At 39.3% G+C, this 26,005-nt stretch carries 19 protein-coding genes; 14 read left to right on the forward strand and 5 right to left on the reverse strand.

What is annotated here, in order from left to right; translation table 11 throughout:
• The first annotated feature begins 41 nt into the window (after positions 1-41).
• Positions 42-2,888: a triple tyrosine motif-containing protein gene (locus WH223_RS02860; protein ID WP_340046017.1), complete on the forward strand. Its 2,847-nt coding sequence runs from the start codon at positions 42-44 to the stop codon at positions 2,886-2,888.
• 77 nt (positions 2,889-2,965) lie between these two features.
• Here the strand turns inward: WH223_RS02860 and WH223_RS02865 are convergent, their stop codons facing one another.
• The 3 genes from WH223_RS02865 to WH223_RS02875 are packed head-to-tail and all read right to left on the reverse strand — an operon-like array spanning position 2,966 to position 5,876.
• Positions 2,966-4,681 carry a GMC family oxidoreductase gene (locus tag WH223_RS02865; RefSeq protein ID WP_340046018.1) on the reverse strand — a complete coding sequence of 572 codons (1,716 nt, stop codon included), beginning with the start codon at positions 4,679-4,681 and terminating at the stop codon, positions 2,966-2,968.
• A gap of 5 nt (positions 4,682-4,686) precedes the next feature.
• Complete coding sequence (locus WH223_RS02870; protein ID WP_340046019.1) at positions 4,687-5,166, reverse strand: gluconate 2-dehydrogenase subunit 3 family protein; 480 nt, start codon at positions 5,164-5,166, stop codon at positions 4,687-4,689.
• 59 nt (positions 5,167-5,225) lie between these two features.
• Entirely contained in the window at positions 5,226-5,876 is a 651-nt protein-coding gene (locus WH223_RS02875; protein WP_340046020.1) for an HAD family hydrolase, read from the reverse strand.
• Positions 5,877-6,042: 166 nt separating this feature from the next.
• Here WH223_RS02875 and WH223_RS02880 point away from each other — a divergent pair, with 166 nt between their 5' ends.
• The 9 genes from WH223_RS02880 (at position 6,043) to WH223_RS02920 (ending at position 16,335) form a co-directional block, all read left to right on the forward strand.
• On the forward strand, positions 6,043-8,409 hold the full coding sequence (locus WH223_RS02880; RefSeq protein ID WP_340046021.1) for an outer membrane beta-barrel family protein: 2,367 nt from the start codon (positions 6,043-6,045) through the stop codon (positions 8,407-8,409).
• A 36-nt stretch (positions 8,410-8,445) separates the two neighbouring features.
• On the forward strand, positions 8,446-8,727 hold the full coding sequence (locus WH223_RS02885; protein ID WP_340046022.1) for a hypothetical protein: 282 nt from the start codon (positions 8,446-8,448) through the stop codon (positions 8,725-8,727).
• Positions 8,728-8,778: 51 nt separating this feature from the next.
• Positions 8,779-9,303: an RNA polymerase sigma-70 factor gene (locus WH223_RS02890; protein WP_340046023.1), complete on the forward strand. Its 525-nt coding sequence runs from the start codon at positions 8,779-8,781 to the stop codon at positions 9,301-9,303.
• Positions 9,304-9,367: 64 nt separating this feature from the next.
• Positions 9,368-9,988: a hypothetical protein gene (locus WH223_RS02895; RefSeq protein ID WP_340046024.1), complete on the forward strand. Its 621-nt coding sequence runs from the start codon at positions 9,368-9,370 to the stop codon at positions 9,986-9,988.
• 7 nt (positions 9,989-9,995) lie between these two features.
• The gene (locus tag WH223_RS02900) at positions 9,996-11,198 is read left to right on the forward strand and encodes a hypothetical protein (RefSeq protein ID WP_340046025.1); all 1,203 of its coding nucleotides are present in this window, start codon (positions 9,996-9,998) and stop codon (positions 11,196-11,198) included.
• Positions 11,199-11,354: 156 nt separating this feature from the next.
• Positions 11,355-13,772: a TonB-dependent receptor gene (locus WH223_RS02905; RefSeq protein WP_340046026.1), complete on the forward strand. Its 2,418-nt coding sequence runs from the start codon at positions 11,355-11,357 to the stop codon at positions 13,770-13,772.
• Between the two features lie 10 nt (positions 13,773-13,782).
• Complete coding sequence (locus tag WH223_RS02910; RefSeq protein ID WP_340046027.1) at positions 13,783-14,748, forward strand: hypothetical protein; 966 nt, start codon at positions 13,783-13,785, stop codon at positions 14,746-14,748.
• Entirely contained in the window at positions 14,738-15,016 is a 279-nt protein-coding gene (locus WH223_RS02915) for a hypothetical protein (RefSeq protein WP_340046028.1), read from the forward strand. Before WH223_RS02910 ends, WH223_RS02915 begins: the two co-directional genes overlap by 11 nt.
• A 149-nt stretch (positions 15,017-15,165) precedes the next feature.
• Positions 15,166-16,335 (forward strand): PepSY-associated TM helix domain-containing protein, encoded by a 1,170-nt coding sequence (locus WH223_RS02920; protein ID WP_340046029.1) that lies wholly within the window; start codon positions 15,166-15,168, stop codon positions 16,333-16,335.
• A gap of 74 nt (positions 16,336-16,409) precedes the next feature.
• Here WH223_RS02920 and WH223_RS02925 read toward each other — a convergent pair whose 3' ends face one another.
• The gene (locus WH223_RS02925) at positions 16,410-17,984 is read right to left on the reverse strand and encodes a RagB/SusD family nutrient uptake outer membrane protein (RefSeq protein WP_340046030.1); all 1,575 of its coding nucleotides are present in this window, start codon (positions 17,982-17,984) and stop codon (positions 16,410-16,412) included.
• An 11-nt stretch (positions 17,985-17,995) separates the two neighbouring features.
• Positions 17,996-21,121, reverse strand: a complete 3,126-nt coding sequence (locus tag WH223_RS02930; protein ID WP_340046031.1) for a SusC/RagA family TonB-linked outer membrane protein — start codon at positions 21,119-21,121, stop codon at positions 17,996-17,998.
• Positions 21,122-21,636: 515 nt separating this feature from the next.
• On the opposite strand from WH223_RS02930, the gene WH223_RS02935 reads away from it, so the two are divergent.
• Genes WH223_RS02935 through WH223_RS02950 form a run of 4 tightly spaced genes read left to right on the forward strand, consistent with a single transcriptional unit; the run spans position 21,637 to position 25,960 of the window.
• The gene (locus WH223_RS02935) at positions 21,637-22,248 is read left to right on the forward strand and encodes a fumarylacetoacetate hydrolase family protein (protein WP_340046032.1); all 612 of its coding nucleotides are present in this window, start codon (positions 21,637-21,639) and stop codon (positions 22,246-22,248) included.
• Positions 22,249-22,250: 2 nt separating this feature from the next.
• The gene (locus WH223_RS02940) at positions 22,251-23,972 is read left to right on the forward strand and encodes a M23 family metallopeptidase (protein WP_340046033.1); all 1,722 of its coding nucleotides are present in this window, start codon (positions 22,251-22,253) and stop codon (positions 23,970-23,972) included.
• Between the two features lie 25 nt (positions 23,973-23,997).
• Positions 23,998-24,459, forward strand: coding sequence for a thioredoxin-dependent thiol peroxidase (bcp, locus tag WH223_RS02945; RefSeq protein WP_340046034.1), 462 nt, complete (start codon positions 23,998-24,000; stop codon positions 24,457-24,459).
• Between the two features lie 31 nt (positions 24,460-24,490).
• On the forward strand, positions 24,491-25,960 hold the full coding sequence (locus WH223_RS02950) for a glycine--tRNA ligase (RefSeq protein ID WP_340046035.1): 1,470 nt from the start codon (positions 24,491-24,493) through the stop codon (positions 25,958-25,960).
• The last annotated feature ends 45 nt before the right edge of the window (positions 25,961-26,005 follow it).

The raw sequence follows: 26,005 nt of genomic DNA on the forward strand, positions 1-26,005 counted from the left end.
ACTTTTGCATAGGCATTTGAAATTTTATAAATTGGGATGTCATGCCAATAAACCTGTATAAACTTTTCTTCCTTCTTTGGGTAGCGTTACTTAGCGTCAGTAATGTGCTGCAAGCACAAGTAAGTAAAGGCTTTAAGACTATTAATTATTCTAACGAACAATATAAGGCGGGAGTTCAAAATTGGCATATTGAACAGGACAATAAAAACATCCTTTTTGTCGCAAATGCACAAGGTGTAGTCATATTCAACGGTTTTTATTGGCAGATTACTAAGCTTCCCAACAACCCTCATGTACGATCATTATTAAAGTCAAAAGAAAATATACTTTATGTCGGGGCTCAAAATGAATTTGGCACTTTAAAAGAGACTCCCCAAGGTTATCGATATGAATCATTAATCAGCAAAATCCCAGGAGAAAAAAACCAGTTTAATGACATCTGGGATATTATTGAAAAAGATAACTATGTATTCTTTCGCGAGCCAAGTCAGATTTTCCGTTATGAAAAGGGGAAAGATATCATACTATTGAAGCCTGAAGGTACTTGGTCATATATGGGCAAGGTTAACGAGACCGTTATGGCGCAAGATAGCAAGCTTGGCCTCTTACAATACAGCAGCACGGGCTGGAAAAAAATAATTGACAATGACGCTATTGGCAACTCGATAATAACCGCTATAGTTCCCTTTCAAGAAAAAGCGTATCTAATAAGTACACAAGATGAAGGCCTCTTCCTACTTAAGGACCAAAAAGTAACCGCATTTAAACCATCAACAAACTATTCATCAGACATATTTAAACATGTCTATACGGTCAAAAAGTTAAAAAGTGGCAGTTATGTGATGGGAACCATCTCTCATGGATTAATACGTATGGATGCCCAGGGTAGAATAATAGATATCTGGAATAAAAAGAACGGTATTCTATCCAACAACATCCGTTACGTATATGAAGATCATGAACAAAATATATGGATAGCTATGGAAAACGGGATCTCCTATGTATCCTTAAACAGTCCTTTGCGCTATATCCTTACAGATAGCGACAAAGAATCATCAGGCTACACCTCTATACGCTACAACAATCAATACTGGCTTGGCACCTCCGACGGAGTTTATCGTACAAGAGCGAATACCTCAATCGAAGCATTTGATTTTGAACAAATACCAAAAACAGAGGGGCAGGTTTGGAACCTACAAGTCATTCAAAACCAACTCATGCTCGGTCATGACAAAGGATTATTTAACCTATCCTCGGGTGAGCCAAAAAGAATATATAGCAATGAAGGTACTTGGCGCATCGTAGACCAGCCGAATCCACAAACACCATTCTTGGTTGGAACCTACAATGGCTTACAACAACTAAATCAATTGGATGTTCCCTCAGCTCCAGAGCATAATAAAATCGTCGGTATTGAAGAGTCTATCCGCTTTCTGGTCTATGATAACTACTCCTCCTCCTATTGGGCATCACATCCTTTCCGAGGAGTCTATCAATTTGTCACAAACTTCAAGGACAAAAAACTTGATAAGTCGATCTTATACACCAAAGAAAACGGACTCCCGGATGACTTCCACAACTATATCTTCCAAATAGACAACCAGTTGCTTATTGGCACTTTAGATGGGTTATATCTATTCTCCAATATGGAGAAAAAATTTATTCCACATCCCACTTTGTACAAATACACCAAAGGTTTAGCGATACAGTTTGTTGCGAAAGACCCCAAAGGTAATTTATGGATATCAGCGGGAGCCAAGGTATATGTCCTTAAAAAAAATGGCGATACCTTTAGTTTGACAAGTATTCCAGAACTCAATGAAGAAGTAATAGGTGGCTTTGCGTCTATCAACTTACAAGACTTATCACATGTTTTGATTGGAGTAAATAAAGGTTTTATCCACTTAGATTTCCTTCAGTATAAATGGAAAAAACCCGCTACATTCTTAAACAAGATTATTTCGTCCAATACGAAAGATACGTTACTTGCAACCCCTTTTGGCGAAAAGCAAGAACATATACCACAGCTATCCAACAAGCAAAATGCTTTACATTTCGAATTTGGAGCCTTGGAGTACACAAACCCGCAAGAAGTAGAATTCAGCTATATTCTCCAAGGTTTCGATCAGGATTTTTCCGCTTGGTCCAATAAAAGTGAAAAGGATTATACCAACCTTCCTGCGGGGCACTATACCTTTATCGTTAAAAGCCGCTTTGGCAGTGATGCCCAAGCAGACAGTAGTCAATATAGTTTCCGAATCATGCCTCCATGGTATAAAAGTAATATTGCTTACCTAGGCTACTTTATTCTCTTGGCTTGTTTAACGGCCTATTCCCTATCGCGGTTACAAAGAAAGTATATCATTAAACATGAGCAACAGCAGCAACGCCTACAGCTGGAGTTGGAAACCTCAGAAAAGGAAGTCATGAAGCTGAAGAATGAAAAGCTTTCAGCTGAGGTAGATTATAAAAATAAAGAGCTCTCGGCAATGACTATTCACATGATTAAACGCTCAGAGGTATTAAACAAGCTAAAAACTCATATTAAAGATGCGAGCAAAGATAACACCGCAACAAAAGATACCCTATCGACGTTGCTACGTATGATCCGTATTGCGGAAAAATCGCAAGATGAATACAACGATTTCAATCAACATTTTTTTGAAGTAAACCGGGATTTTTTCGAGAAGTTGCAGGCTAGCTATCCAGATTTAACGACTAATGAGCTTAAACTATGTGCACTCTTAAAAATGGACTTAAGTACCAAAGAAATTGCACAAATATTTAATAACTCAACAAAAGCTGTAGAAATTGGACGTTATAGATTACGCAAAAAATTAGGTATTGATAGTACGACAAAAATCCAAATTTTCTTGAAGAATTTCTAGAGAGACAACACCATAATATAAAAGGCTCAGCTTAAGCTGAGCCTTTTATTAAATATTTTTTTGAACTGTATAGCCTATTAAAAACTACCTTTATTCATTTCTTTAACTGCATAATCTACCGATCGAGCAGAAAATGCCATATATGTTAATGAAGGATTTTGTGTCGACGTAGAAGTCATAGCAGCACCATCCGTCACAAATACATTAGGCACAGCGTGTAACTGATTCCACTTATTAAGCATCGATGTTTTCGGATCTAAGCCCATGCGTACGCCGCCCATCTCGTGAATATCCAAACCTGGAGCTTGACTATTTTCATCACGACGAATGTTAATGAAGCCAGCCTCAACAAACATCTCCTCCATCGTATCTAAGTAATCCTTTTTCATCTTGGCATCGTTGTCATCATAATCTACCGAAATACGTAATAAAGGCACACCCCAATCGTCTTTCTGGTCTTTATCCAATGCCAAAAAGTTTGAAGCCTTTGGAATAGTCTCCCCCATCATATGCGAACCTACACCCCAGTTTCCTAACTTCGGATTCAATAGCGATTCTTTCAAATCTCCACCTAAACCCGATTGATCGGATGAAGAAATACGATAAGCACCAAAACCTGCAGCATAGCCACGTAAGAAATCCGTCTCTTGCTTATGCAAATTGCGGAAACGTGGGATATAACCTCCCCCCGCAGGGTTTCTACCCTTCGTCGTATAATCGAGCAAACCATCATATTCCGCATAGATACGGGCACTATAATTATGGAAAGCAAAGTATTTTCCTAAGGTCTCACTATCATTCCCAAGTCCATTTGGAAAACGACTAGAAGTCGAATTCAGTAAAATAAGGTTTGAGTTTACCGCAGCAGCATTCAAAAAGATAACACGCGCATAAAAATCGATTTCCTCTTTGGTATCTCTATCAATAACACGAACACCAATAGCTTTACCTTTTTGCTCATCATACAATATAGAGTGAACTACCGAATCAGGACGAACGGTTAGGTTGCCTGTCTTCGCGGCCCATGGTAAAGTCGATGCGTTAGAGCTAAAATAACCTCCAAAAGGGCAACCACGTTCACAAAGGGTACGGTTTTGACATTGTGTACGTCCCTGTTGGATATGAATCGGTTGAGGTTTAGAAATATGTGCACAACGTGATGATATCACTTTGCGGCCCGCAAACTTAGACTCCACCTTTTGTTTAAAATATTTCTCTACGACATTTAATGGATAACCTGGCAAAAACTCGCCATCAGGCAATTCTGGAAGCCCATCGTGGTCTCCAGCAATTCCAGCAAAACGCTCCACGTGAGCATACCATGGTTTAAGATCAGCATAGCGAATAGGCCAGTCGACAGCAAAGCCATCGCGGGCAGGGCCTTCAAAATCGAAATCCGACCAACGTTGTGTCTGTCTAGCCCATAACAGCGATTTACCGCCCACTTGGTAACCACGAATCCAATCAAAAGGCTTCTCCTGTACATACGGATGCTCCTTATCTTTAACAAAGAAGTGAGCCGCTGCTTCATGAAAAGCATAACATTTGCTCACGATAGGATTCTCTTCCTTTATCTTCAGCGGCATCTCATTACGATGCTCAAATTCCCAAGGGTACATATTTGTTGTTGGATAGTCTTTGATATGCTGGACATCACGACCACGCTCCAACACCAAAGTCTTCAACCCTTTTTCACAAAGCTCCTTCGCGGACCATCCGCCACTAATACCTGAACCTATAACAATAGCGTCATACGTTCTATCCTTTGCTGAGTCAATATTTAGATTTGCCATGTTAATTAGCCTTGTACCTTTACAGCTCCGTCATAGTGACCAGGAACCAATTCATAAATCAATTTATTTTTCATCACATACGATGAATTAAGATAGCCTTGAATCGTTCTACGCTTAAGAACATTACGAAAAATATCATCCTTCGGCAACTGCTGCAAATAAGCTAACAAATCTGCTTCATTTGATTTATTCAACTTATGAACGGCTTTCAAACCTTCTGTAAAAGCATCTTGATCGGCCTTAGGATGGCAATCGTCCACCATTTTCATTACAAAAAGATGTAAATTCAAATCCTTCCCCCCAGGAGAATCCGTCATCGGGATAACTGCATTAACTAATGAAGCAAGCAAGGCCTCATCTTTGGCTGTAAATTTAACCTGATTAAGTGCAATAGAGGCTGATTGCTCATTCCCTGTACAGGATGCAGCAAGCCAAAGCCCCCCGGAAAGGATGAAAAATTGCTTAATAGCCGTTCTTCTATTCATAATTTGATTTTTGAAAATCTAATGTACAAATTAATTACATTAATGCTATGCTAAAACGTTTATATTAACATTTTAAGCACCTCATCCATGCTATAGCATAAACGGTCAGCAGCTGTCAATTTCGCACGTTCACTCTCATGTTGAGATACCGCGATACAGTGTAAGCCAGCTGCTTTTGCCGAAGCACAGCCTGTTGAGGTATCTTCTATAGCAATTAGCTCGTCCGGCGTGATTCCTAATAGTGAACTCGCCAATAAGTAGGGCTCAGGGTTAGGCTTCGCCTGACTAACATTTTCGCGGGTTACAAAAATCTCAAAGAAATCCAATAGTTGATGCTTCCCTAGTACGGCATCAACAGTCGTCCGGTAACTAGAAGTCACTAAACCTAAGCGAACACCTTTTTCTTTCAAAGCGGTCAAAATCTCACGAGCAAAAGGCATCAAGTTAATCTTTGTCATATCCGATTTTGCATAGTTGGCACGTGTAGCATCCCACATAAACTCTTGTGTAGTTTGTATACCCCACTTCGTTGCTAACAGTTGTACATTCGCTACCAATGTATGCCCTGCAAAAAATTCAATCCAGTCCTCATAGCTTATTTCAAGGCCAAATTCAGCAGAAAGGATAGGTTGCCAATTGGAAAAATAAAAAAATTCGGAATCTATTAATGTTCCGTCTAAATCAAAAAGTACTGCCGACGTGTTTTTCATGGTTTAAATATAATGAGAATAATCTAGTCCCCTACTTTCGGTTAACCCCAGCAATAAGCTACTATCCTATAAAGGCACTTATTTATAATTAATCTAAAAAAATGATTTGCATATCGGTCATCGGCTAAAAAGTAGTTGAGCGATAAATCATCAAAAGAAACAAAACATGCGTTACAAAGGCTTATTGCTACTCACCTTACTCTATTTTATCTGCACTTCATCTCCTCTCTTTGCTCAATTTTCAATCAGCGGAAAAGTACTCAACGATCAGGGGAAACCCTTTGAAAAAGCAAGTGTAAGCCTGCTAAGTTTACCCGACTCATCTCTGTTTATGCAAACCAGCACAAACGAAAGTGGACAGTATGACTTTCAAAACAATACACATGGAAGCTTTGTCCTTCGTATATCAGCCGTAGGCTATGAAACACAATGGACGAGAAGCTATGCAACAAGTGCGGGCGATCGAATTACCGCAACCCCTATTATCCTAAAAACAGCTTCAATAGCTATAGAAACCGTGCATATGTATGGTAAGCCGCCCGCTATCCAACAATTTGTGGATAAGATGGTGGTTCAAGTGGAAGAAACGGTTCTCGCGGAGGGTAATAGCGTACTCGAACTATTAGAAAAAACACCCGGCATCGTATCTGATGGTAAAGGGAATTTCTCCATCCAAGGGAGAACAGGTGCCAATATAAAGATTAACGGGCGTGATGTTTATATCTCGGGAACACAGTTAGCCAATATGCTGCGCGGTTTACAAGCTCGTGATGTGGCTAAAATGGAACTTATCTCCTCTCCTTCCTCCAAAGAGGATGCTGCGGGTACCGCAGGAATTATTAACATCATCACGAAGAAAAATAAACGTAGTGGTTTTGGTGGTGACCTTTTTGTCCGCGGTTCACACACCCGAAAAAAACAAGGTAGCGCCGGCGGCGGACTGCACTATAAGACAGACCGCATCAACTTTTTTACCAATGTATCTACAGGCTATGAAGAAGAAAAAGCACACAGCCGCCTCAGCCGTAGCTGGACCAATGAACAGGGACAGCTAGTTAGCAAACAGACACAAACAGAAAAAATACGCTTAAGTCCTGGCCGTTATCATAGCATACATTCGGGAATAACTGTAGACTTCGATACCACAAAAACACTAGAGGCTAGTTTCAATTGGGTTAAAGGGAAATTTATTTCCTATGCGGATATTGATATAGACTTTCTAAACGGTCAAAACCAGCTTCTTGAAAGAGCAGCTACGAGAAACAACTTTGATGAAGGGTATAACAACCTTACGTTTAATGTAAATTATACGAAAAAATATAACAGCGATAACCACTACCTTAAGCTAAATGTAGATTATGCTCCGCATACCAATAAGTATGATAATGCATTTTATACCGATTACCTAGAAACGACGACGACTCGCCCTACATCAGCACGCCACAACATACAAGATTTGAGCAACACCACCTATAGTGCACGATTAGATTATAGCCGACCGATTGGCGAACACAGTCTTTATGAAATTGGTTGGAAAGGGTCTCATTTTTACATCGACAACCAACGTAGTAACGATACGCTTAAAAATAATAATTGTATTAAAGACGAAACTAGCTCCAACAATTTTCAATATACACAACATGTAGAAGCCGCTTACCTAACATTTGCGAGCAAGATTCAACGTTTTGAATATAAACTAGGCCTTCGCTCAGAGTATACCTATACCAAGGCTAATCAGAAAACAAATGCCGCGACAAAAGAAAATAACTACCTACACTTCTTCCCCACGGCCTTTGTAAGCTACAATCTCACGGAGCAGCATGCTTTAAGAGGTTCCTTTAGCTCCCGTATTGAACGTCCAAACGATCATGACGTAAATACCTTCCGTGTTTATGAAGATGCCTTTACCTATTACGAAGGAAATCCAGATTTAAAGCCTGAAAGAAGCAATATCCTAGAGCTAGGCCATAGCTTCAAGAACAAGCTTTTTACAACTTTAGGTCTCAGCCATAGTCGAGATGTTAGAACCTGGATAACGGGAACAGGAAACCTTCCAAATCAAACATTCAGCAGACCAGAAAATATTGGTAAGCATAAAAATTATAGTGCTAGTATTATGTACAATAATAGTTTCACTCCTTTCTGGACAGGGAGTCATTACATCAATGGTTTTCACAACAGATATACAGGAACAGTAAACGATATAGAACTTGATACGAAAGGATCCAGCTGGACAGCAAATAGCAGACATACGCTAACACTAGCCAAAGATTGGCGCATTGAAGCTTTAGGTTACTATAAGTCTCCCGTTGTAAACGGAGTACGCAAAACTGCAGAAGCTTATGGATTAGACATCGCCCTAGAGAAAAAACTATTAAGCGAACGCGCCATGATTAAACTTGCAGCAAATGGCTTAATTCGAAATGCAAAACCAAGCTTCAGCAGCACATTCAACAACTTATACATAGAGAGTCAAAATTTCCCAGACAATAGAAAGGTATTACTATCCTTCCACTACCGTTTTGGAAACTAAAACTCATTATTTAATACAACAACAAAACTAGCGCCTATGCAGCCTAACTTTGGAGAACTAAAACCAATACAAAAAGCAATTGTCAATCTTATATATGCGACCCCTGAAGAACTTTCAGGGGATCAAATTTTTCTATTGCTCAATCAGGATCAAAAAAATTACTGCTATGCAAGTGTATATAACAACATACGGTTTCTCAAGAAACAAAATCTATTGGTAGCAATTCCACCTATAAATAGGAAAAATCCTAATCTTTATCAGTTAACACCTCACTTGGCAGAACAACTGACAACAGAAAATCATATTGTCAAAAAATAAATCAATATTATTTATAATCATTCTAAATAAATAACGATATTTACCAACGTGTTGGAAAACGATATACAGACAAGCCTTTCCGAAATTGACCATAGTACATTTGAAACTCTATTTCAAACGTATTGGAAACGTATGTATGCCTACGCGTTAAAAACAACAGACGACGAACATGATGCACAAGAGATTGTACAGGAAATTTTTAAATCACTCTGGGAGCGACGTAAAAGTTTGAGTTTACTTGATGCCGAGCGTTATTTACTGCGCTCTGTAAAACTAAAAAGTCTGGAATATATCCGCAATAAAGCAACACGCGACCGCCATCATGACGTCATCCTCAAACAAAGTTCAAACAGCTATGAGGACAGTCAAGTAAATTTTAATGAATTGAAAGTCCGCATCAACAACATCATTGATACATTGCCCAAACAATGCAAAAATGTATTTAAGATGAGCAGAGAGCAGGGACTTACCAATAAGGAAATTGCACAAAATCTTTTCATTACCGAGCGAGCTGTTGAGTATCATATCAGTAAGGCATTAATGATATTCCGAACCTACTTCAACAAACGCGAATAAAGCCCGATAAAAGATTATTTAATTTTCGTATTTTTGACTTAGCCGTCAACTCCTTATCCATACCATGACACAAATTAATAAAGAATTACTCGAGAAATATGATCTTGGCCAGTGTACTGAGCAAGAGCGTAAACTCGTGCGTGATTGGTTGGATAATGACGACTGGAACGAACTAGCTATAGAGGACAGTTCGGAGGATATTCCTAATGAGCATGGTAGGGCTATATGGAACAATTTAGAAGGTTTTATCGAAACGGAGGAACAACATAAACCGCGGATAAATTTCAGATACATACGTCATGTCGCTGCATCAATTTTATTCCTACTTGGTGGGTGTACCTTGCTTACAATACTTTATAAGAATTCTGAAAATAGTGCAGTGCACTACAGCAGTATTGAAAAGGTAACACGCCCATTCACGCTTATTCTAGGAAAAAATAGCCAGGCGGATATCGATATGCAATCAGGGAGCTTAACCTTAAGTGGTGAAATACTTTTCACACCAACGGAAGACTTAGTGCTAAAACATGGTCAACAAGCAAATCTGTTATTCAAAGCGGGAGAAACCTATTACGTAGCGGAGAGCAAAGAAACCAATCAAATAATCATCGTTAAAAAAGATGATTTCACCTTCCTTCCTGTCATTGTGCAAAAACAGATACGGAAACAGTTTCAAATTTCCTAGATTAACGATGCATTCGAAAAATATCTTCCTCTTCTTCCTGTTGGTCCTTTTCTTCTCGGCTTGTAAACAAGAAAAAGCTACGCTCTTAAACCATGAATTCTCACTTTTCTTACTTGAAAAAGATAATTCACAAGCCTTTTTGTTGAGTAATAATTTAGACAGTGTAACGCCAAAAACCATAGAGCTATCCGTTTCTCGGTCGCTTAGTTTTAATCGTGAATTTCTCGTACGCGATGGCTTTTATTATCAACTAAATTTTAAAAACAATTACTTTCGAAAATTCGGATTGAATGAAAAGGGATTAGTTCCTTTAGACTCTATCTATCTTGACAATAATTACCTCGAAAATGCAACATGGCTGAATGAATCAGATACCCTCCTAATCTCTACCATAGAGGGGATGCATCAAGATCGAGGAAATATATTCGTCTTGGACACCAAAAATTTTAAGCTTATTGCCAAAAAGCAACTGCCAATACCGCCAGCAAAGGATGCCTTCAACATACTCAATATTGGGGTAGTAAATCTGTATGAAAATAAACTTTGGATTGGTTATTCGTATAGCCAATATTTAGAAATGGATGATTATACCACAGCGGATACTATGCTTTTCATGACGTTGGATTGGCCTTCATTACAGATCCTTCATCAAGAAAAAGATAACAGATCGACCTACCCTGGTGGTCTTAATTTCGTTCAATCGTATAGTTTCACCGATGAAAAAGGAGATTTCTACTTTATGGCATGCCCAGGTATCGCTCTAGGAAATAACGAACAAAAGCCAACCGCTATCTTTCGTAAAACAAAAGATAATAACACGATTGACGCGAAGTACATGATTAATATTTCCAAACAAATTGATAACCATGCCTATGGCATGTGGTATCTAGGCCAACAAGAAGTCCTGATTCGCAGTGAGCGTAAAGACCTATATACCACCTATGCAACACATCACTCGACCTATCAATTTGAATATTACCGAATCAACCTCAAAACGGGAGCTTTCAAAAAGCTCGACGTTCCTCTAGACAAAGGAACGCGAAAAGAAAATGTATGGGTAAAAGGAGATAACGTCTATATTGGTATTGATGATGCACAAGACCAACATGCTGTTTGGATTTATAACAAACAAACTGAAAAAGTTCAAAAGGGAATCACTATCCCAAACAAGACAAGCTTTATCCTTCGTCTAGACAATCGCTTAAACTAGTTTTCCTCAAAAAATACAATTAGCTAAACACGTAAGAAAAGCCCTTTTTCTTACTGAAATCCCTGTTTTCAAAAAATATATATTTTTTTTCCTGTTTCCACCTTCGGGAAAGCCGGAGTTGCGCAACCCTCTTATATATAATTAATCTAAATAAAAATGCGTAAACTAGGGTGGGCAATGCTAATGGCCTTCATGGTAAACTGTGTAATCGTATATGGACAAACTAATTATACATTAACAGGCTCCGTTAAAACAGCGACAAACACTCCATTGCAGGGTGCAAAAATCAAACTTCATGGTACGACAACTGAAACCGCAACCGACGACAATGGATTATTCAAATTCTCCAAATTGGCAAAAGGGTCTTATGAAGTTTTGATAAGTAGCCTCGGCTACCTATCAAAAAGCCAAACAATAACGCTCCCGCAAACAAACGGACCATTGACTATCATTCTCCAAGAAGATACTAAACAGATTAATAGTGTTCGTGTCGAGGGGAAAAGTATCGCTAAAAAAATACAAGAATCCGGATTTAGTGTCAACATTATTGAGGCAAAGCAATATGCCAATATCAATGCGGATGTAAATCAAATATTAAATAGAAGCACTGGCATAAAAATCCGTGAACAGGGAGGTCTTGGTTCCAATTATAGTCTGTCTTTAAATGGACTATCAGGCAATCAAGTAAAATTCTTTATTGACGGAGTCCCTATTGAAGCCTTCGGAAGCGGCATGTCCTTCAATAATATTCCTATCAATATTGTAGAGCGTATTGAGGTCTATAAAGGCGTTGTTCCGGCTCATCTGACAAGTGATGCTTTGGGAGGTGCCATCAATATTATTACCAACCGCGATCGTAAAAAGGCATTGGATGTTAGCTATAGCATCGGCTCATTTAATACGCACCGTAGCGCTATAAGCGGCAGCTATACAGAACCTAAAACAGGAATACATATTAATGCTAATGCGTATTACAACTACTCCGACAACGACTATTTAATGAAAACAAACCCGTCGGCAAAAGTTTATCTAGAGGTCCCTAACGCTACCTACAGCGGATTTGACACCTTAGCTTCGGCCCGTCGTTTTCACGATGCTTATCGCTCAGCTATGTCGCAAGTAGAAGTCGGAATCTCCAAGAAGAAATGGGCCGATGTATTCGTGTTAGGCTTAACCTACACAAACATTAATAAGGAAATACAAACAGGGGCAACACAGGACAAAGTATTTGGTCACCTAAATGAAAAATCAAATAGCTTAGCGCCAAGTCTACGTTATAGAAAAGATAATATATTCATTGAAGGCCTTTCGGCGTCAGTATTTGCCAACCTTGCACAAGATAAATCCGTCGTAACCGATACCAGCTCCTACTCTACCTACCGTTGGAATGGTCTTCCAGACAAACGTAGTTACTACCCCGCGGGAGGAGAACGCTCCACAACAAAATCTATTCAACATTACAGCGGCTATAATAATACCGTTCAAACCACATTGAACTATTTGATTAATGATCAACAGTCCGTCAACTTAACTCATAATTTCAATAGCAATTTCCGAAAAAGCTATAACGAGATTGACCCTTATAATCATACACGTGATCAATCAAACCGTGTAAACAAACAGGTGTTAGGTCTAAACTACATGCATGATTTCTTCAACAAGAAATGGCGTAATCAGCTTTTTGCGAAACACTACATGCTTAGTGGTAAAGTGCTCGACAAAGCAGGTATAGAGAGTACGCAAAACAAAAATTATACAGGCTATGGTATTGCCTCTAGCTATTTCATCACCGAAAACTTGGGGGTTAAAGGTTCTTACGAGAATGCCTATCGCCTACCTGGACTTGTCGAACTTTATGGTGATGGAACCAATATCGGCCCCAATGAAAAACTAGTTCCAGAAAATAGCAACAACTATAACTTAGGTGTTTTCTTCAGTAGAAGACTCGATGAAAAACAACAATTAAATATTACGGCTGGTGCCTTTTACCGAGATGTTAAAGATTATATCCATAGCACACCTCCAGTAGACAACGGCAGTGGTTCAGCTTCTTTCAGAACATATTATAACTATGGAGGGATAAAAGTTCAGGGTGCTGATTTCGAATCTACCTATAGCTATGCTGATTTTTTACGCTTCACCGTTAACCTAAGTTATGAAAGCGCAGTCGACAGAGAGCAATTTGTACGTGGCACCAATCGTGCTAAAATCACCTACAACAACAGATTACCTGACAAGCCATGGCTGTATGGTAATACAGATTTTATCATCGGCAAAAACGACGTTCTTGGTAAAGACACACGATTAGAATTCAATTGGTACATGCAATTTGTCAATGAATACTCCATGACTTGGTCAAAACTAGGTGACAAATCCACCAACTATTATATACCTACACAATGGATTCAAAACGTAGGACTTACATACTCCCTGAAAAAGGGACGTTACAACATTACCTTGGAAAGTAAAAACCTTACCGATCGAATAGCCTATGACAACGCTAAGCTGCAAAAGCCAGGACGTTCCTTCTCTTTAAAATTCCGATACAACATAAATATTCATAATACGATTTAAAAATAGCATAATGAACAAGCAAAACCCTCTAAAGAAACGATTCTACGCCATTTTACTTGCTATGGCAACAACGGCAACCATCATGTCATGTAGCGACAATAAAGGTCCAGATGGTCCTGAAAAAGTGATAGATCCAGAATTTGCCATCATCGTAGGTACTGAAAATGGACGTTATCTTTTACCTGTCGAAAACCTTATGGTTGGTAAAATATCGCCTGTAGGAAAAGGCACCAATGTTTCACAAATATTCACGTGGGAGGAAAATGTTATCCAAAAGGGACGAGATTTCTACCATATAGATCCTACAGCGTCAAAATTTGGAAAGTACCGTTTTGAAAATGGTACGCTCAAAACAATCCGTGAAATTCCCTTCACCCAATTACCATCTCTATATATAGGGTGGCATGTTTGGTTGAGTGAAACAGAACTTATGGTTGGTCCACGTTCGAGCAACTTCTATGCGGTAATTGACGTAAACAACATGGCGGTTACAAAAAGTGGTGAGTTTGATCGCACAGGCATTCCTGAGAAACATGCCCGCCGTACCTTCTCCGTGATTCCACAAGGTAATAAAATCGTCATAGGCTACGGACTTTACAATGAGGAGACTAAAGTTCATTACGACAAATCATACACCGCGGTAATGGATTACCCTGGATTTAATAACTTTAAAGTGACTAGCGAAGATGACCGTTCGGCACCAATAGGTGCTTTAAGAAATGGATACTTTAGCCAATTTAAAGACAAAGGATATACCTATATCTTAACCCATACCATGCCAGTACTAGGTGGTAACAAACCTAATATGCCTACAGGATTCTTCCGTATCAAAGATGGTGAATACAAAATTGATCCAGGCTACTTCTTCAATACAAGTGCGCAGCTTGCTGGCGACAACCAACTAGGTGTTACAGACCTTGGCAACGGTAAAGCTTTATTTATTAATGCACACGATACAAACACTAATGTTAAATAATTTACACGACTGGTGGTATGCTTCGATGTGGCAGTACATTGTTGTAGATGTAAACACACAAAAAGTGGTACACAAACTTGAATTCCCGCTATTGGGTAACTCTAGATCCGCAGTTGTTCACCAAGGAAAAGCATACATCGCTGTAAACGATACAAAGGCTGACGGTGTATACATTTGGGAATATGACTCCGCAACAAACAAGTTAACAAAAGGAGCTAAAATTGATGGCGCCGACGAAGATACCCCTGTTATCTACAAATTAAATTAGTAGGACTTCCTATTTAATACGAAGCTTCTCCATGGGTAGACCGTGGAGAAGCTTCTCTTTTACTTTACCACAGACAGCTAAATGCTTAAAACAGGTATCTATAGCTTCCTAAAATACCCTTAGACCAACGAATTATAAACAATAAACGAATGAAAAAAATATTACTCAAGATCAATGCTTGGTTACACCTTTGGTTGGGATTAGTATCCGGAATCATCGTCGTCATCTTATCCGTCACCGGATGTGCATTGGTTTTTGAACATGACATCAAAGATTTGCTGTACAATTACTACTCGGTAGAACCTCAAGAATCGGAAAAACAATTACCGCCGAGTATACTCTACAAGAGTGTAAAAGCCACATATCCTGAGTTAGAGGTCTCTAGCTTCTGGTATTATGGGCTAGATAAGTCAGTCAAAATATCTATTGATCATAGCGATAGTCTTATCTATGTTAATCCCTATACCGCCGATATTTTAGCAATCGTAGATCATGAAGATTTTTTTCACGAGATGGATGAAGGCCATCGTCAACTTTGGCTACCCCGAAAAATTGGGCGCCAGGTTGTTGGTTGGGCTACGGCTATATTTTTCTTTATCACCCTATCGGGGATTATTTTATGGTGGCCAAAGAAATGGAATAAACGACATGCGAAGCAAGCGCTAACGATTAATTGGAAAGCGAAGTTAAAACGTATAAATTATGATCTACACAACGTCTTGGGGTTTTACTCCCTAACGTTAGCCTTGCTGATTGCCTTCACAGGTTTAATCATGGCCTTCCCTTTTGTGCGCAAACAGGTAATAGCCTTAGCTGGAGGCTATCCGCCTCGTGTAAAAATAGAAAAAGCCCTTGTCGATTCAACCAATAACATTCCTCCAACGAATGCATTAATTGTTGCCGATAGCATTTGGCATTTCGTCCGTAAAGAGGTAGCCCTTAAAAACAAAGAAGCCGTTATTGTTCACCTCCCCGAGGAAGATGAAGAAACGGTATACGCATGTACGGATATGCATGGCGGTAGCTGGCGTGACCTCTATTTTGATCGTAATAGCATTACCCTCCTTCCGACATCTCAAAAAGCATTGAAAGATGCTAAGGCTGCCGAATGGATATCACGCTCCAACTACGGATTACATACTGGATTTATCGGAGGCATGACCACAAAAATACTATATTTCACAGCCAGTCTTATTTGCGCCTCATTACCGATAACAGGATTCTACATCTGGTGGGGTAAGCGGAAAAAGAAGCCTAAAGGCAAAAAAAATAAAGACAATACCCGCCTAGCAAAGAAAGAGCTGGTCTCTGCAGACTAAAACAGTCCTTTTCAAGAACGTAAAAGCGGCTATCTCTTTCAAGATAGCCGCTTTTTCTTATTAAATAAATCATTCTATTTATAACCGTCGTTTTGCGTTAAACTAGGATTACGCTGCATTTCTTCAATAGAAATAGGCCATAATAGATCACTCTCTTTGAATGTTGCGCCAAAACCATTCTTAGCTCCGATCAGGTTCACCCAACTTACGCTTCCTTTCGTCGTTGTAGAGATGACTGGGAATTTTTTCGTCCGTGTAATATCATCCCACATTTTAAACTCTAAAGGAAACTCACGTAGTCTTTCGTTCCAAACTTCTTCGATAAACTTATCTTTTGACAAAGCCTGCAATTCACTGGTAAAGTCTGCGACCGTCTTACCTGTGGTGCTTGTTCTCGCTTTCAACAGTGCTAAATACCCCACTGCTTCGGCTGTAACAGCACCAGTGCCACTAACAATCCCTTCAGCCGCAATAAGTAAGGCCTCTGGATAGCGATAGAAATTCCAATCCTTGGTTCCCCTACCTGTCGTCAGCAAAGCATCCTCATCGTAGAAATACCAAACGCCAGCAACCGTAGAGCTCCATTTTTTTGTAGTATCAGCCGGATTTGTATACTGCCAATGGAAAAACTGATTAGGTTTAATACGTAAGTCATCTGCGGCATATACATTTAAGAATTGATCCGTAGGACCAAACACACGCTCAAAAATAGAGTAAGTAGAAAATACAGACGTCGCCGAGGCATTAAAAGCATATGTAGGCCACCAAGCACTATTCGTAATCGTCCCATTATATTCTTGTGCATATATAACCTCTCCTAAATCATCCGTCTTCCGCAGTTGATTATACGCGGAGTTGGCTGCCAAATCTTGATTTTGGGTTAAATTATGTGATGAATTAACCACAATTTGTGCTGTAGCAGCAGCTTCATTATTTTTACCTTGTTGTAAATACACATTTGCCAACGTCATCGCCGCTACATATTTTGTTATACGATGTCCATTGGTTGCAAAAGTCTTAGCCGGCAAATTTGCTACAGCTTCTTGCAAATCGGCTTCAATAATTTCATAAATTTTTGAGGCCTCAGTACGCGGAAGATATAGATTTTCTAAATTTTCATAAGGCGCTAACGTCAATGGAACGGCACCAAACATCTTCACCAAATAAAAATAATTAGCCGCTCTAAAATACTTAGCTTCCGCCAATAACACTTTTCGACGGTCATCATTCATAGCAATGCTAGGAATATACTTAATACCGCCATTCGCAATATCAATTGACTTATAAGCACTTTCCCAAATACCATTCATGGAGTTGGAGACGATACTTACATTCTGCTGCCGCGTCAGCTGCCGCGCATACAGACACACCAACTCTTGCCCTTCATAGCTATTGGTAAAATAACCCGTCAACATACTATTCACAGATGCAGAAGGCCCAATATAGGCGCTTCCAGCAGAGGAGTAATTCGTAGGAGCCCCCCGTCTATATAGCGAATTGACCTGAGCCAAAGCCTGTGCTTCCGTTTTAAAATACGTTTCAAGAGTTTTACCCGATCGTACATCTTCTTCTAAGAATTTTGTACACGAAGAAAGCGCAAATAGCCCTGTGACGAAAAGCGCATATACTATATTTTTATTGTATTTCATGATTCAAGGTTCTAAAATTTAACATTTACCCCCAACGTGAAGGTCTTCGCTCTTGGATAAGAGAAAAAAGTAATATTCTGTCCAAAATTATCCGCCACCTGTGAAGTACTTTCTGGATCATAGCCTTTAAAATCTTTTGACGTAATTAACCACGGATTATTCGCCGAAGCAAATATGCGTAGACCTCCCAACCTCATCGATTTCAACATCTCTGGTGTAAAAGTATACCCCAACTGAATCAAATTGAAACGTAAATATGAACCGTTCACAATCCATGATGAATCCACATTGGTATCCTGCCCGGCATGTCCCGTGTTTGTTAAGTATATCGCCTGCTGATTGGTATTTGGATTAGAACCATTATACGCATCCGTCAAGATCTCTACTAAACCGTTTGTAATTCCAAAACGATCATAGGTCGAGTGATAAAACTGCTGCATTGTTTCTACTCCGTAAACAAACTGAAGATCTAACGTTAAATCCAGGTTTTTATAGTTAAAGGTATTGATAAAACTACCCGCCCAATCTGGTGTTCCTTTTCCTAAGATATATTTATCTGTAGAACGTTTTGGACGGCCAACTTGTTCCTTTCTCGCATTTCCAGCTTCAAAATCCTCAATGGTATAAACTCCGTCACGTTTGTAGCCAAAGAAACTATTTGCATTCTCCCCTACACGCAAGATTTGATTGGCTCCACCAACCCAACCCAAGCGTTGCACATCCTCATTCTTATCTCCTAACTTTAAAACCTTGTTCTGATTATAACTCATATTCAAGGTGGTATTCCAGGTAAAGACATCATTACGCACCGGGAAAGCATTAACTAAAATCTCAATACCACGGTTTTGCATTGACCCGACATTCTTAAACACGGAACGATAACCTGTTGAATATGGCAACGGAGATTCCATCAATAAATCAATTGTCTTTTTGTTGTAAACAGAAACATCAACGTTCAACCGATTATTAAATAAACCGAAGTCCACCCCAAAGTCAAATTGGCTAGACGTCTCCCATTTCAGATCTGGGTTTGCCATGGTGTTTATAAATGAAAAAGGATCTCGATTGTTATTTAACAAAATGGTGCCTGATGTAACATTCGCCAGTGATAAATAAGGATCGATCTCTGAATTACCTGTTCTACCATAACTGGTATGTACCTTTAAATTGCTGATTACCGAATTGTCCTTTAAAAAGTCTTCATTAGAGACATTCCAGGCTAAACCTGCCGAAGGGAAAAAGGCATATTTATTATTTTTACCAAACTTCGAAGACCCATCATAACGTCCAGTAAGGGTCGCTGAATAACGATCATCAAACGTATATGCTAAGCGCATAAAATAAGAGTTCATCGTCCACTTATTAAATGAAGAAGCAGGTGGGGCTGGCGTTGTACCCGCACCTAAGTTATTCCATTGCAAGAAATCATCATCAAAGCCCTCTGTACGTGAACCATCATAGTCATACGTACGTCCTTGCCAAGACATACCCGCCATCCCATTGAATCGATGCTTATCAATGGTCTTGTTATAGGTCAAATAGGTTTCTTCTTGCCAATACATGATATTCTCATGTTGTATTTCGGCCCAACCATTGGGTCTAGAAATATTATTCAATAAAATGGATGAATAGCCTTTATAGTCTTTTTTCTGATAATCAACACCCATTTGTGTTTTCAAATCTAAGCCATCGGCCAAATGGAAAGTCAACGCCGCATTACCAAAGATTTGCGTATTGTACTTCTTACGTGTTTGTAAATCAAGAATCGACACCGGATTAGACATTCCTTCAAAGCCTAATACATCGCCAATTTTAGAAGAAGTAGAATTGGTAAAATTCCCCAAAGCATCCCTAACAGGCAACCAAGGCAACATCTCAATCATTGTACGTCGCGCATCTTGCCCACCGCCATCTTCTGGCGTATAGTTAGCCCAAGTATGGTTAACCATTAAGTTAACGCCCGTAGAAAGCCATGTTTTGGGTTTGGCATCATAAGCTAGCTTACCATTTACACGTTTACTAAACGTATTGTTTACAATCCCCTGCTGATCCGTAAAATTTAAGAAAGCGCCGATAGAAGACTTCTCATCACCTTGCTGAATATTCAATTGATGGTTATGTGAAAGCGCATTTCCGGTAGCTTCTTTTTGCCAATCTGTATTGTAAATTGGATTCCCACTTGCATCAAAGTAAGTAGCATCATTAAACCAATCCGTTTTATTTAAAGACCAATTTTTATTTTGGTATTTATTTTCATTATCCAAACCAATCATAAAAGCATCCACCCATTGCTGTGCAGAAAGGAGCTTCATGAACCGCTGTGGAGAACTAACCCCAACAGATCCTTGATAACTAACCGTTGGCCCAGCTCCTTTAACACCACGCTTTGTGGTTACTAAAATAACACCATTGGCACCACGAGCTCCATAGATAGCCGCAGAAGAGGCGTCTTTTAAAACCTCAATACTCTCAATGTCATTTGGGTTCATCAACTGGAAATTCTCCATCGCTACCCCATCAACAATATAGAGCGGACTTGAAGAAGCATTAATCGTGGCATTACCGCGAATAACAACCTTACTCGAGTAAGCTCCTGGCTGACTAGAATTAGAAAAAATGTTCACCCCAGCAGCCTTACCTCTTAAATTTTCTAAGGCCGAAAAACTCTGCGTCTTAATCATCTGATCGCCCTTAACAATGGCGATAGACCCCGTAACATCCGACTTACGCATCGTACCATAACCTACAGCAACGATTTCTTCAATACGCTGTTCACTTGATATCAATGAAAAATTGAGGGAGCTGCCCCTTACTGTTAATTCCTGACTGACATACCCAACAGAAGCAGCGACTAAAGTTTGTCCTGTATTCGCAGCTATAGTAAAGCGTCCAGATTCGTCAGTTTGAACAGCACTCGTAGTCCCTTTAACGCTGATTGTAACACCTGGAATAGGTGCACCAGTTGCTCCATCAGTAACTTGCCCGGTCACAGACGTTTGCTTCAAGCGCATACTTGAAAGTTCACTGTCAAATTTAAGCACGTTTGCGTGGGCGTTACCGTAACTTGTCGCAAGTAGAGAAAGAGGAATAATCCAATACCTCCCCTTCATGAAATTTAATTTGTTAGCATTCCACATAATTGTTTCGTTTATCAAAGTTTAATTAGTTTCAGCAGGATAGACAGGCAACGTTTTAGGCTGTTGACTCTGTATTTGGTTGTTTCAAGTTTATAATAACACTAATATAAACTAATTTAATACGATTTAGCAAACATTTTATTAATTAAAGATTACCAAACTTTCTAAAGATAAAATTTAAGTTCTCTTAGATTAATTTTAATAAGGAGGAAGTAATCAGTCTTAATAAACATGTAAACCAATATAATTAAACACTAACGCCCCTAACACCAGTACATAAACTTATTAAACTAACTAAAAAAAATAAAAAATGAATCCCTGTAGACTAGCCTATTCATGTACAGTTGCTATAGAAAACCAAACATCCTATCCTACTGTTAAAGAATAGAATAAACAACATAGAAGCTACCAAAGGGTGCCAATCCTTTGGAATAAGCTTTCGGAATGATTAAGTTTGTTTAAAGAGGACTGCAATCTGATTTGCGGTCTTAGTACATTTAGCACATATTAAGCACATGAAAATTATTGCAGTAGGTAGAAACTATATAGATCACGCCAAAGAACTCAACAATCCTGTTCCCGAAAAGCCGGTAATCTTTTTGAAACCAGATACCGCTGTACTAAAAGATAATAAGGATTTTTACTACCCAGAATTTTCGAAAGATGTTCATTACGAAGTAGAAGTAATCATCCGCATTTGCAATGAAGGTAAACATGTAAGCAAGAAATTTGCACACAAATACTATGATTCCATAGGCTTAGGCATTGACTTCACTGCGCGCGATGTACAAAGCGAACTAAAAAGCAAGGGCCTTCCTTGGGAACTAGCAAAAGCATTCGACCATTCAGCCGTAGTGAGCAACCTACTTCCACTAGATCAATTTCAAGATTTAAACAACCTGAATTTTAGTCTAAACAAAAACGGAACTTCCGTTCAAGTCGGGAATACAAAGGACATGATTTTCGATATCGAATCACTAATCGTATATGTTTCCCAATATATTACCTTACGTAAAGGTGATCTTATTTTCACAGGAACGCCAGCAGGTGTTGGTCCTATTGTGATAGGCGATAAACTAGAAGGATTTATTGAAGACCAAGCAATGTTTAGCTGCCAAATCAAATAAGGATGAAAAAGTATATTGCATTTATAGCTTCTTGTTCCTTATCGATTATGCTTGTTCAAGCACAGCGTCAATCGATTATCACCACGCGAGATTATCCTCAAGGCTATTTCAGAAACCCTTTAAACATTCCGATGGATGCTTCAGGCACCTTCGGTGAATTACGTAGCACGCACTTTCATGCTGGTGACGATTACCGTACACAACAACGGGTAGGCCTTCCGCTACAAGCGGCGGCTGAAGGATTTGTATCACGTGTACGCGTGCAGATTGGTGGTGGTGGAAACTCCGTATACATTGATCACCCGAATGGATTTACAACAGTATATCTACATATGGACGGATTCAATGATGAATTAACGCGTATTATACGTGCCGAGCAGTATAAGCTGAAACGCTTTGATGTGGATATTACCCTACAGCCCAACCAGGTAAAACTTAGTAAAGGACAATATATTGGCGATGCCGGAAATACTGGTGGATCCGCTGGTCCACACCTACATTTCGAAATTCGCGATACGAAGAGTCAACACCCTTTAAATCCGCAGCTATTTGGCCTTCAGTTTAAGGACAACTACAATCCGACAATAAATGGGATTATGCTCTATGATTTAAATGATGAGTTATTTGATGAAAACACCTCCCGCAAACCGCTAGCTGTAAAAAATATAGGAACCGGAAGATACGGACTACAGATAGCTACTCCGATTCAAGTACAAGGGAAATTCGGATTCGGGATTAATACCGTTGATAGACACCGCGAGGGAGGGTTCCAAAACGGAGTTTACTCCATCGAGCTTTTTGTAGATGGCAATCCTATTTCTACGGCTCTTTTTGAAGAGTTGGATTTCAACTATGGAAGAGCTATCCACTCTTACATAGACTATCCGCATTTTAAGCGTACAAAAGCGAAAATGCAGAAGAGCTTTAAAGATCCTGGGAATGGCATATTTCTCTTTAAGACCTTAACGAATAGAGGTGTTATTAGCCTATTAGAAAACAAGGTATACGACGTCAAATATGTAGTTAAAGATGTAGCAGGAAATTGTAGTGAGTTAGATTTCAAGATTCAAAATAACCCTACGCCAGTAACAACAGCCCCAAAACGTAGTGGACAGCTTTTCGCCTATAACAAAGAGAATAAATTTGAGCAAGATGCCCTAAAAATCAATATTCCAGTTGGCGTGTTGTACGATGATGTAGATTTCCAATACAGCACAGCTCCTCAACCCGCACAGGCCTATTCCTTAAGTCATCGTGTACACAACACCTTTACGGCGTTGTTTAGTACCTACACCTTAAGTATTAAGCCAACAAATCTACCTGCACATTTGCAAAGCAAAGCTTTAATTGCTTCTACAGAACAAGGTGCTGAAGGTGGTAAATTTGAAAATGGATGGGTAACAGTTAATACCCGTAATTTTGGTACTTTTTATATTGTTGTCGATACTATTGCTCCGACAATAACGCCACGCAACTTGACACCGGGTAAGAACTTGGCCAACCAAAATCGTATAGACTTCACGATAGCCGATAATCTCTCAGGCATTCAATCTTTTGATGCTTATATCGATGATCAATGGGTATTAATGGAGTATGATTCCAAGAATAGACATATCTGGCATCGTTTTGACCCTTCTTTAGCGAAGGGCACACACACCTTTAAACTGGTGGTCAAAGATTGGAAAGACAACGAAAAGGTCTATGAAACCACCTTTAGCAAATAAATTATAGTTTTTAATAATAGCAATTATGGCAACATTAGAAATTGGCGACAAAGCTCCGGCGATAAGCGCAAATAATCAAAACGGACAGCCGGTTCAGCTTTCCGACTTTTTAGGAAAGAAAGTTATTCTATACTTCTACCCGAAAGACAACACTCCGGGATGTACAACGGAAGCCTGCAATTTCCGTGATAACTATCAGTCGCTACTAAAAGATGGATTCGAAGTGCTTGGTGTCAGCATCGACAGTGAGCAGTCGCACCAAAAGTTTATTAGTAAGCATGAACTGCCTTTCAGTCTACTAGCAGATGAAGATCAAAAGATCGTCAACGACTACGGCGTTTGGGTAGAAAAAAACATGTATGGAAAAAAGTATATGGGAACGGCACGCACCACTTTTATCATTGATGAAAAGGGACTTATCCAGCACATAATCAAAAAAGTAGATAACAAGAATGCATCACAACAAATTCGGGACTTATTAGCTTAATAAGTCAGCCGAATCTATTATATTTGCCCTTATGAGCAAGCAAACAGACGATTTTTTTAAAAGCATAATATCGCATGCCAAGGAATACGGATTTGTATTCCCTTCGAGTGAAATTTATGACGGTCTTAGTGCCGTTTATGACTACGGTCAATTAGGGGTTGAGTTGAAGAACAACTTAAAATCTTACTGGTGGAAATCCATGGTGCAACTAAATGATAACATTGTAGGTATCGATTCTGCAATCTTCATGCACCCGACAATCTGGAAAGCTTCTGGACACGTCGATGGGTTTAGCGATCCAATGATTGATAATAAAGATTCTAAAAAACGTTACCGTGCCGATCAATTAATTGAAGATAAAATTGATCGTTATGAAAAAGACGGTAAAACAGATAAAGCAGCACAGCTGCAAAAAGATTTAGATGAAGCGTTAAGCGCTGACGATTTACCACGCTTGAAAGCTATCATTGAGGAGCAAAATATTGTTTGTCCTATCTCGGGCACAAAAAACTGGACAGATGTACGTCAGTTCAACTTGATGTTCTCTACACAGATGGGAGCTGCAGCTGATGCTGCAGAGCAAGTATACTTACGTCCAGAGACGGCTCAAGGTATTTTCGTGAACTTCCTGAATGTTCAAAAAACAGGACGTATGAAAATTCCGTTCGGTATCGCACAAATTGGTAAAGCGTTCCGTAATGAGGTTATTGCACGTCAGTTCATCATTCGTATGCGTGAATTTGAACAAATGGAATTACAATTTTTCGTTCGTCCAGGTTCTGAATTAGAATGGTACCAAAAATGGAAAGAATCACGCTTAAAATGGCACTTAGCATTAGGTGCTGACCCAGCGAAATACCGTTACCATGATCACGTTAAATTGGCTCACTATGCTAATGCAGCAGTAGATATTGAGTATGATTTTCCATTCGGATTCAAAGAGGTAGAAGGTATCCACTCGCGCACAGACTTCGACTTAAAACAACACCAAGAGTACTCGAAGAAAAAAATGCAGTATTTTGATCCAGAGATCAATCAAAACTACATTCCTTTCGTTGTGGAAACATCTGTTGGTTTAGACCGTTTGTTCTTAACGATTTTTGCAAATGCATTAACTTTCGAAGACCTTTCAACAGAGGAAAAACAGGATTCACGTGTGGTATTAAAATTCCACCCAGCGATTGCTCCTGTTAAAGCTGCAGTATTGCCGTTAACTAAAAAAGACGGACTTCCAGAAAAAGCACGCGAAATCATGCAACGCTTAAAACTAGATTTCAACGTTCAGTATGACGAGAAAGATGCTATTGGTAAACGTTACCGTCGTCAAGATGCTATCGGTACGCCATACTGTATTACGGTAGATCACCAAACATTAGAAGACAACACAGTTACCATCCGTCACCGCGACAGCATGGAGCAAGAACGTGTTGAAATCTCCGCTTTAAAAAATATCATCGGTGATCGTGTAAGCTTAACAAACTTATTAGAAAAACTAGTATAAGGCGCAGGCCTATTATCATAAAGAGGCTTTCCTACATAGGAAAGC

Source organism: Sphingobacterium sp. MYb382, from assembly GCF_037572665.1.
Lineage (GTDB): Bacteria > Bacteroidota > Bacteroidia > Sphingobacteriales > Sphingobacteriaceae > Sphingobacterium.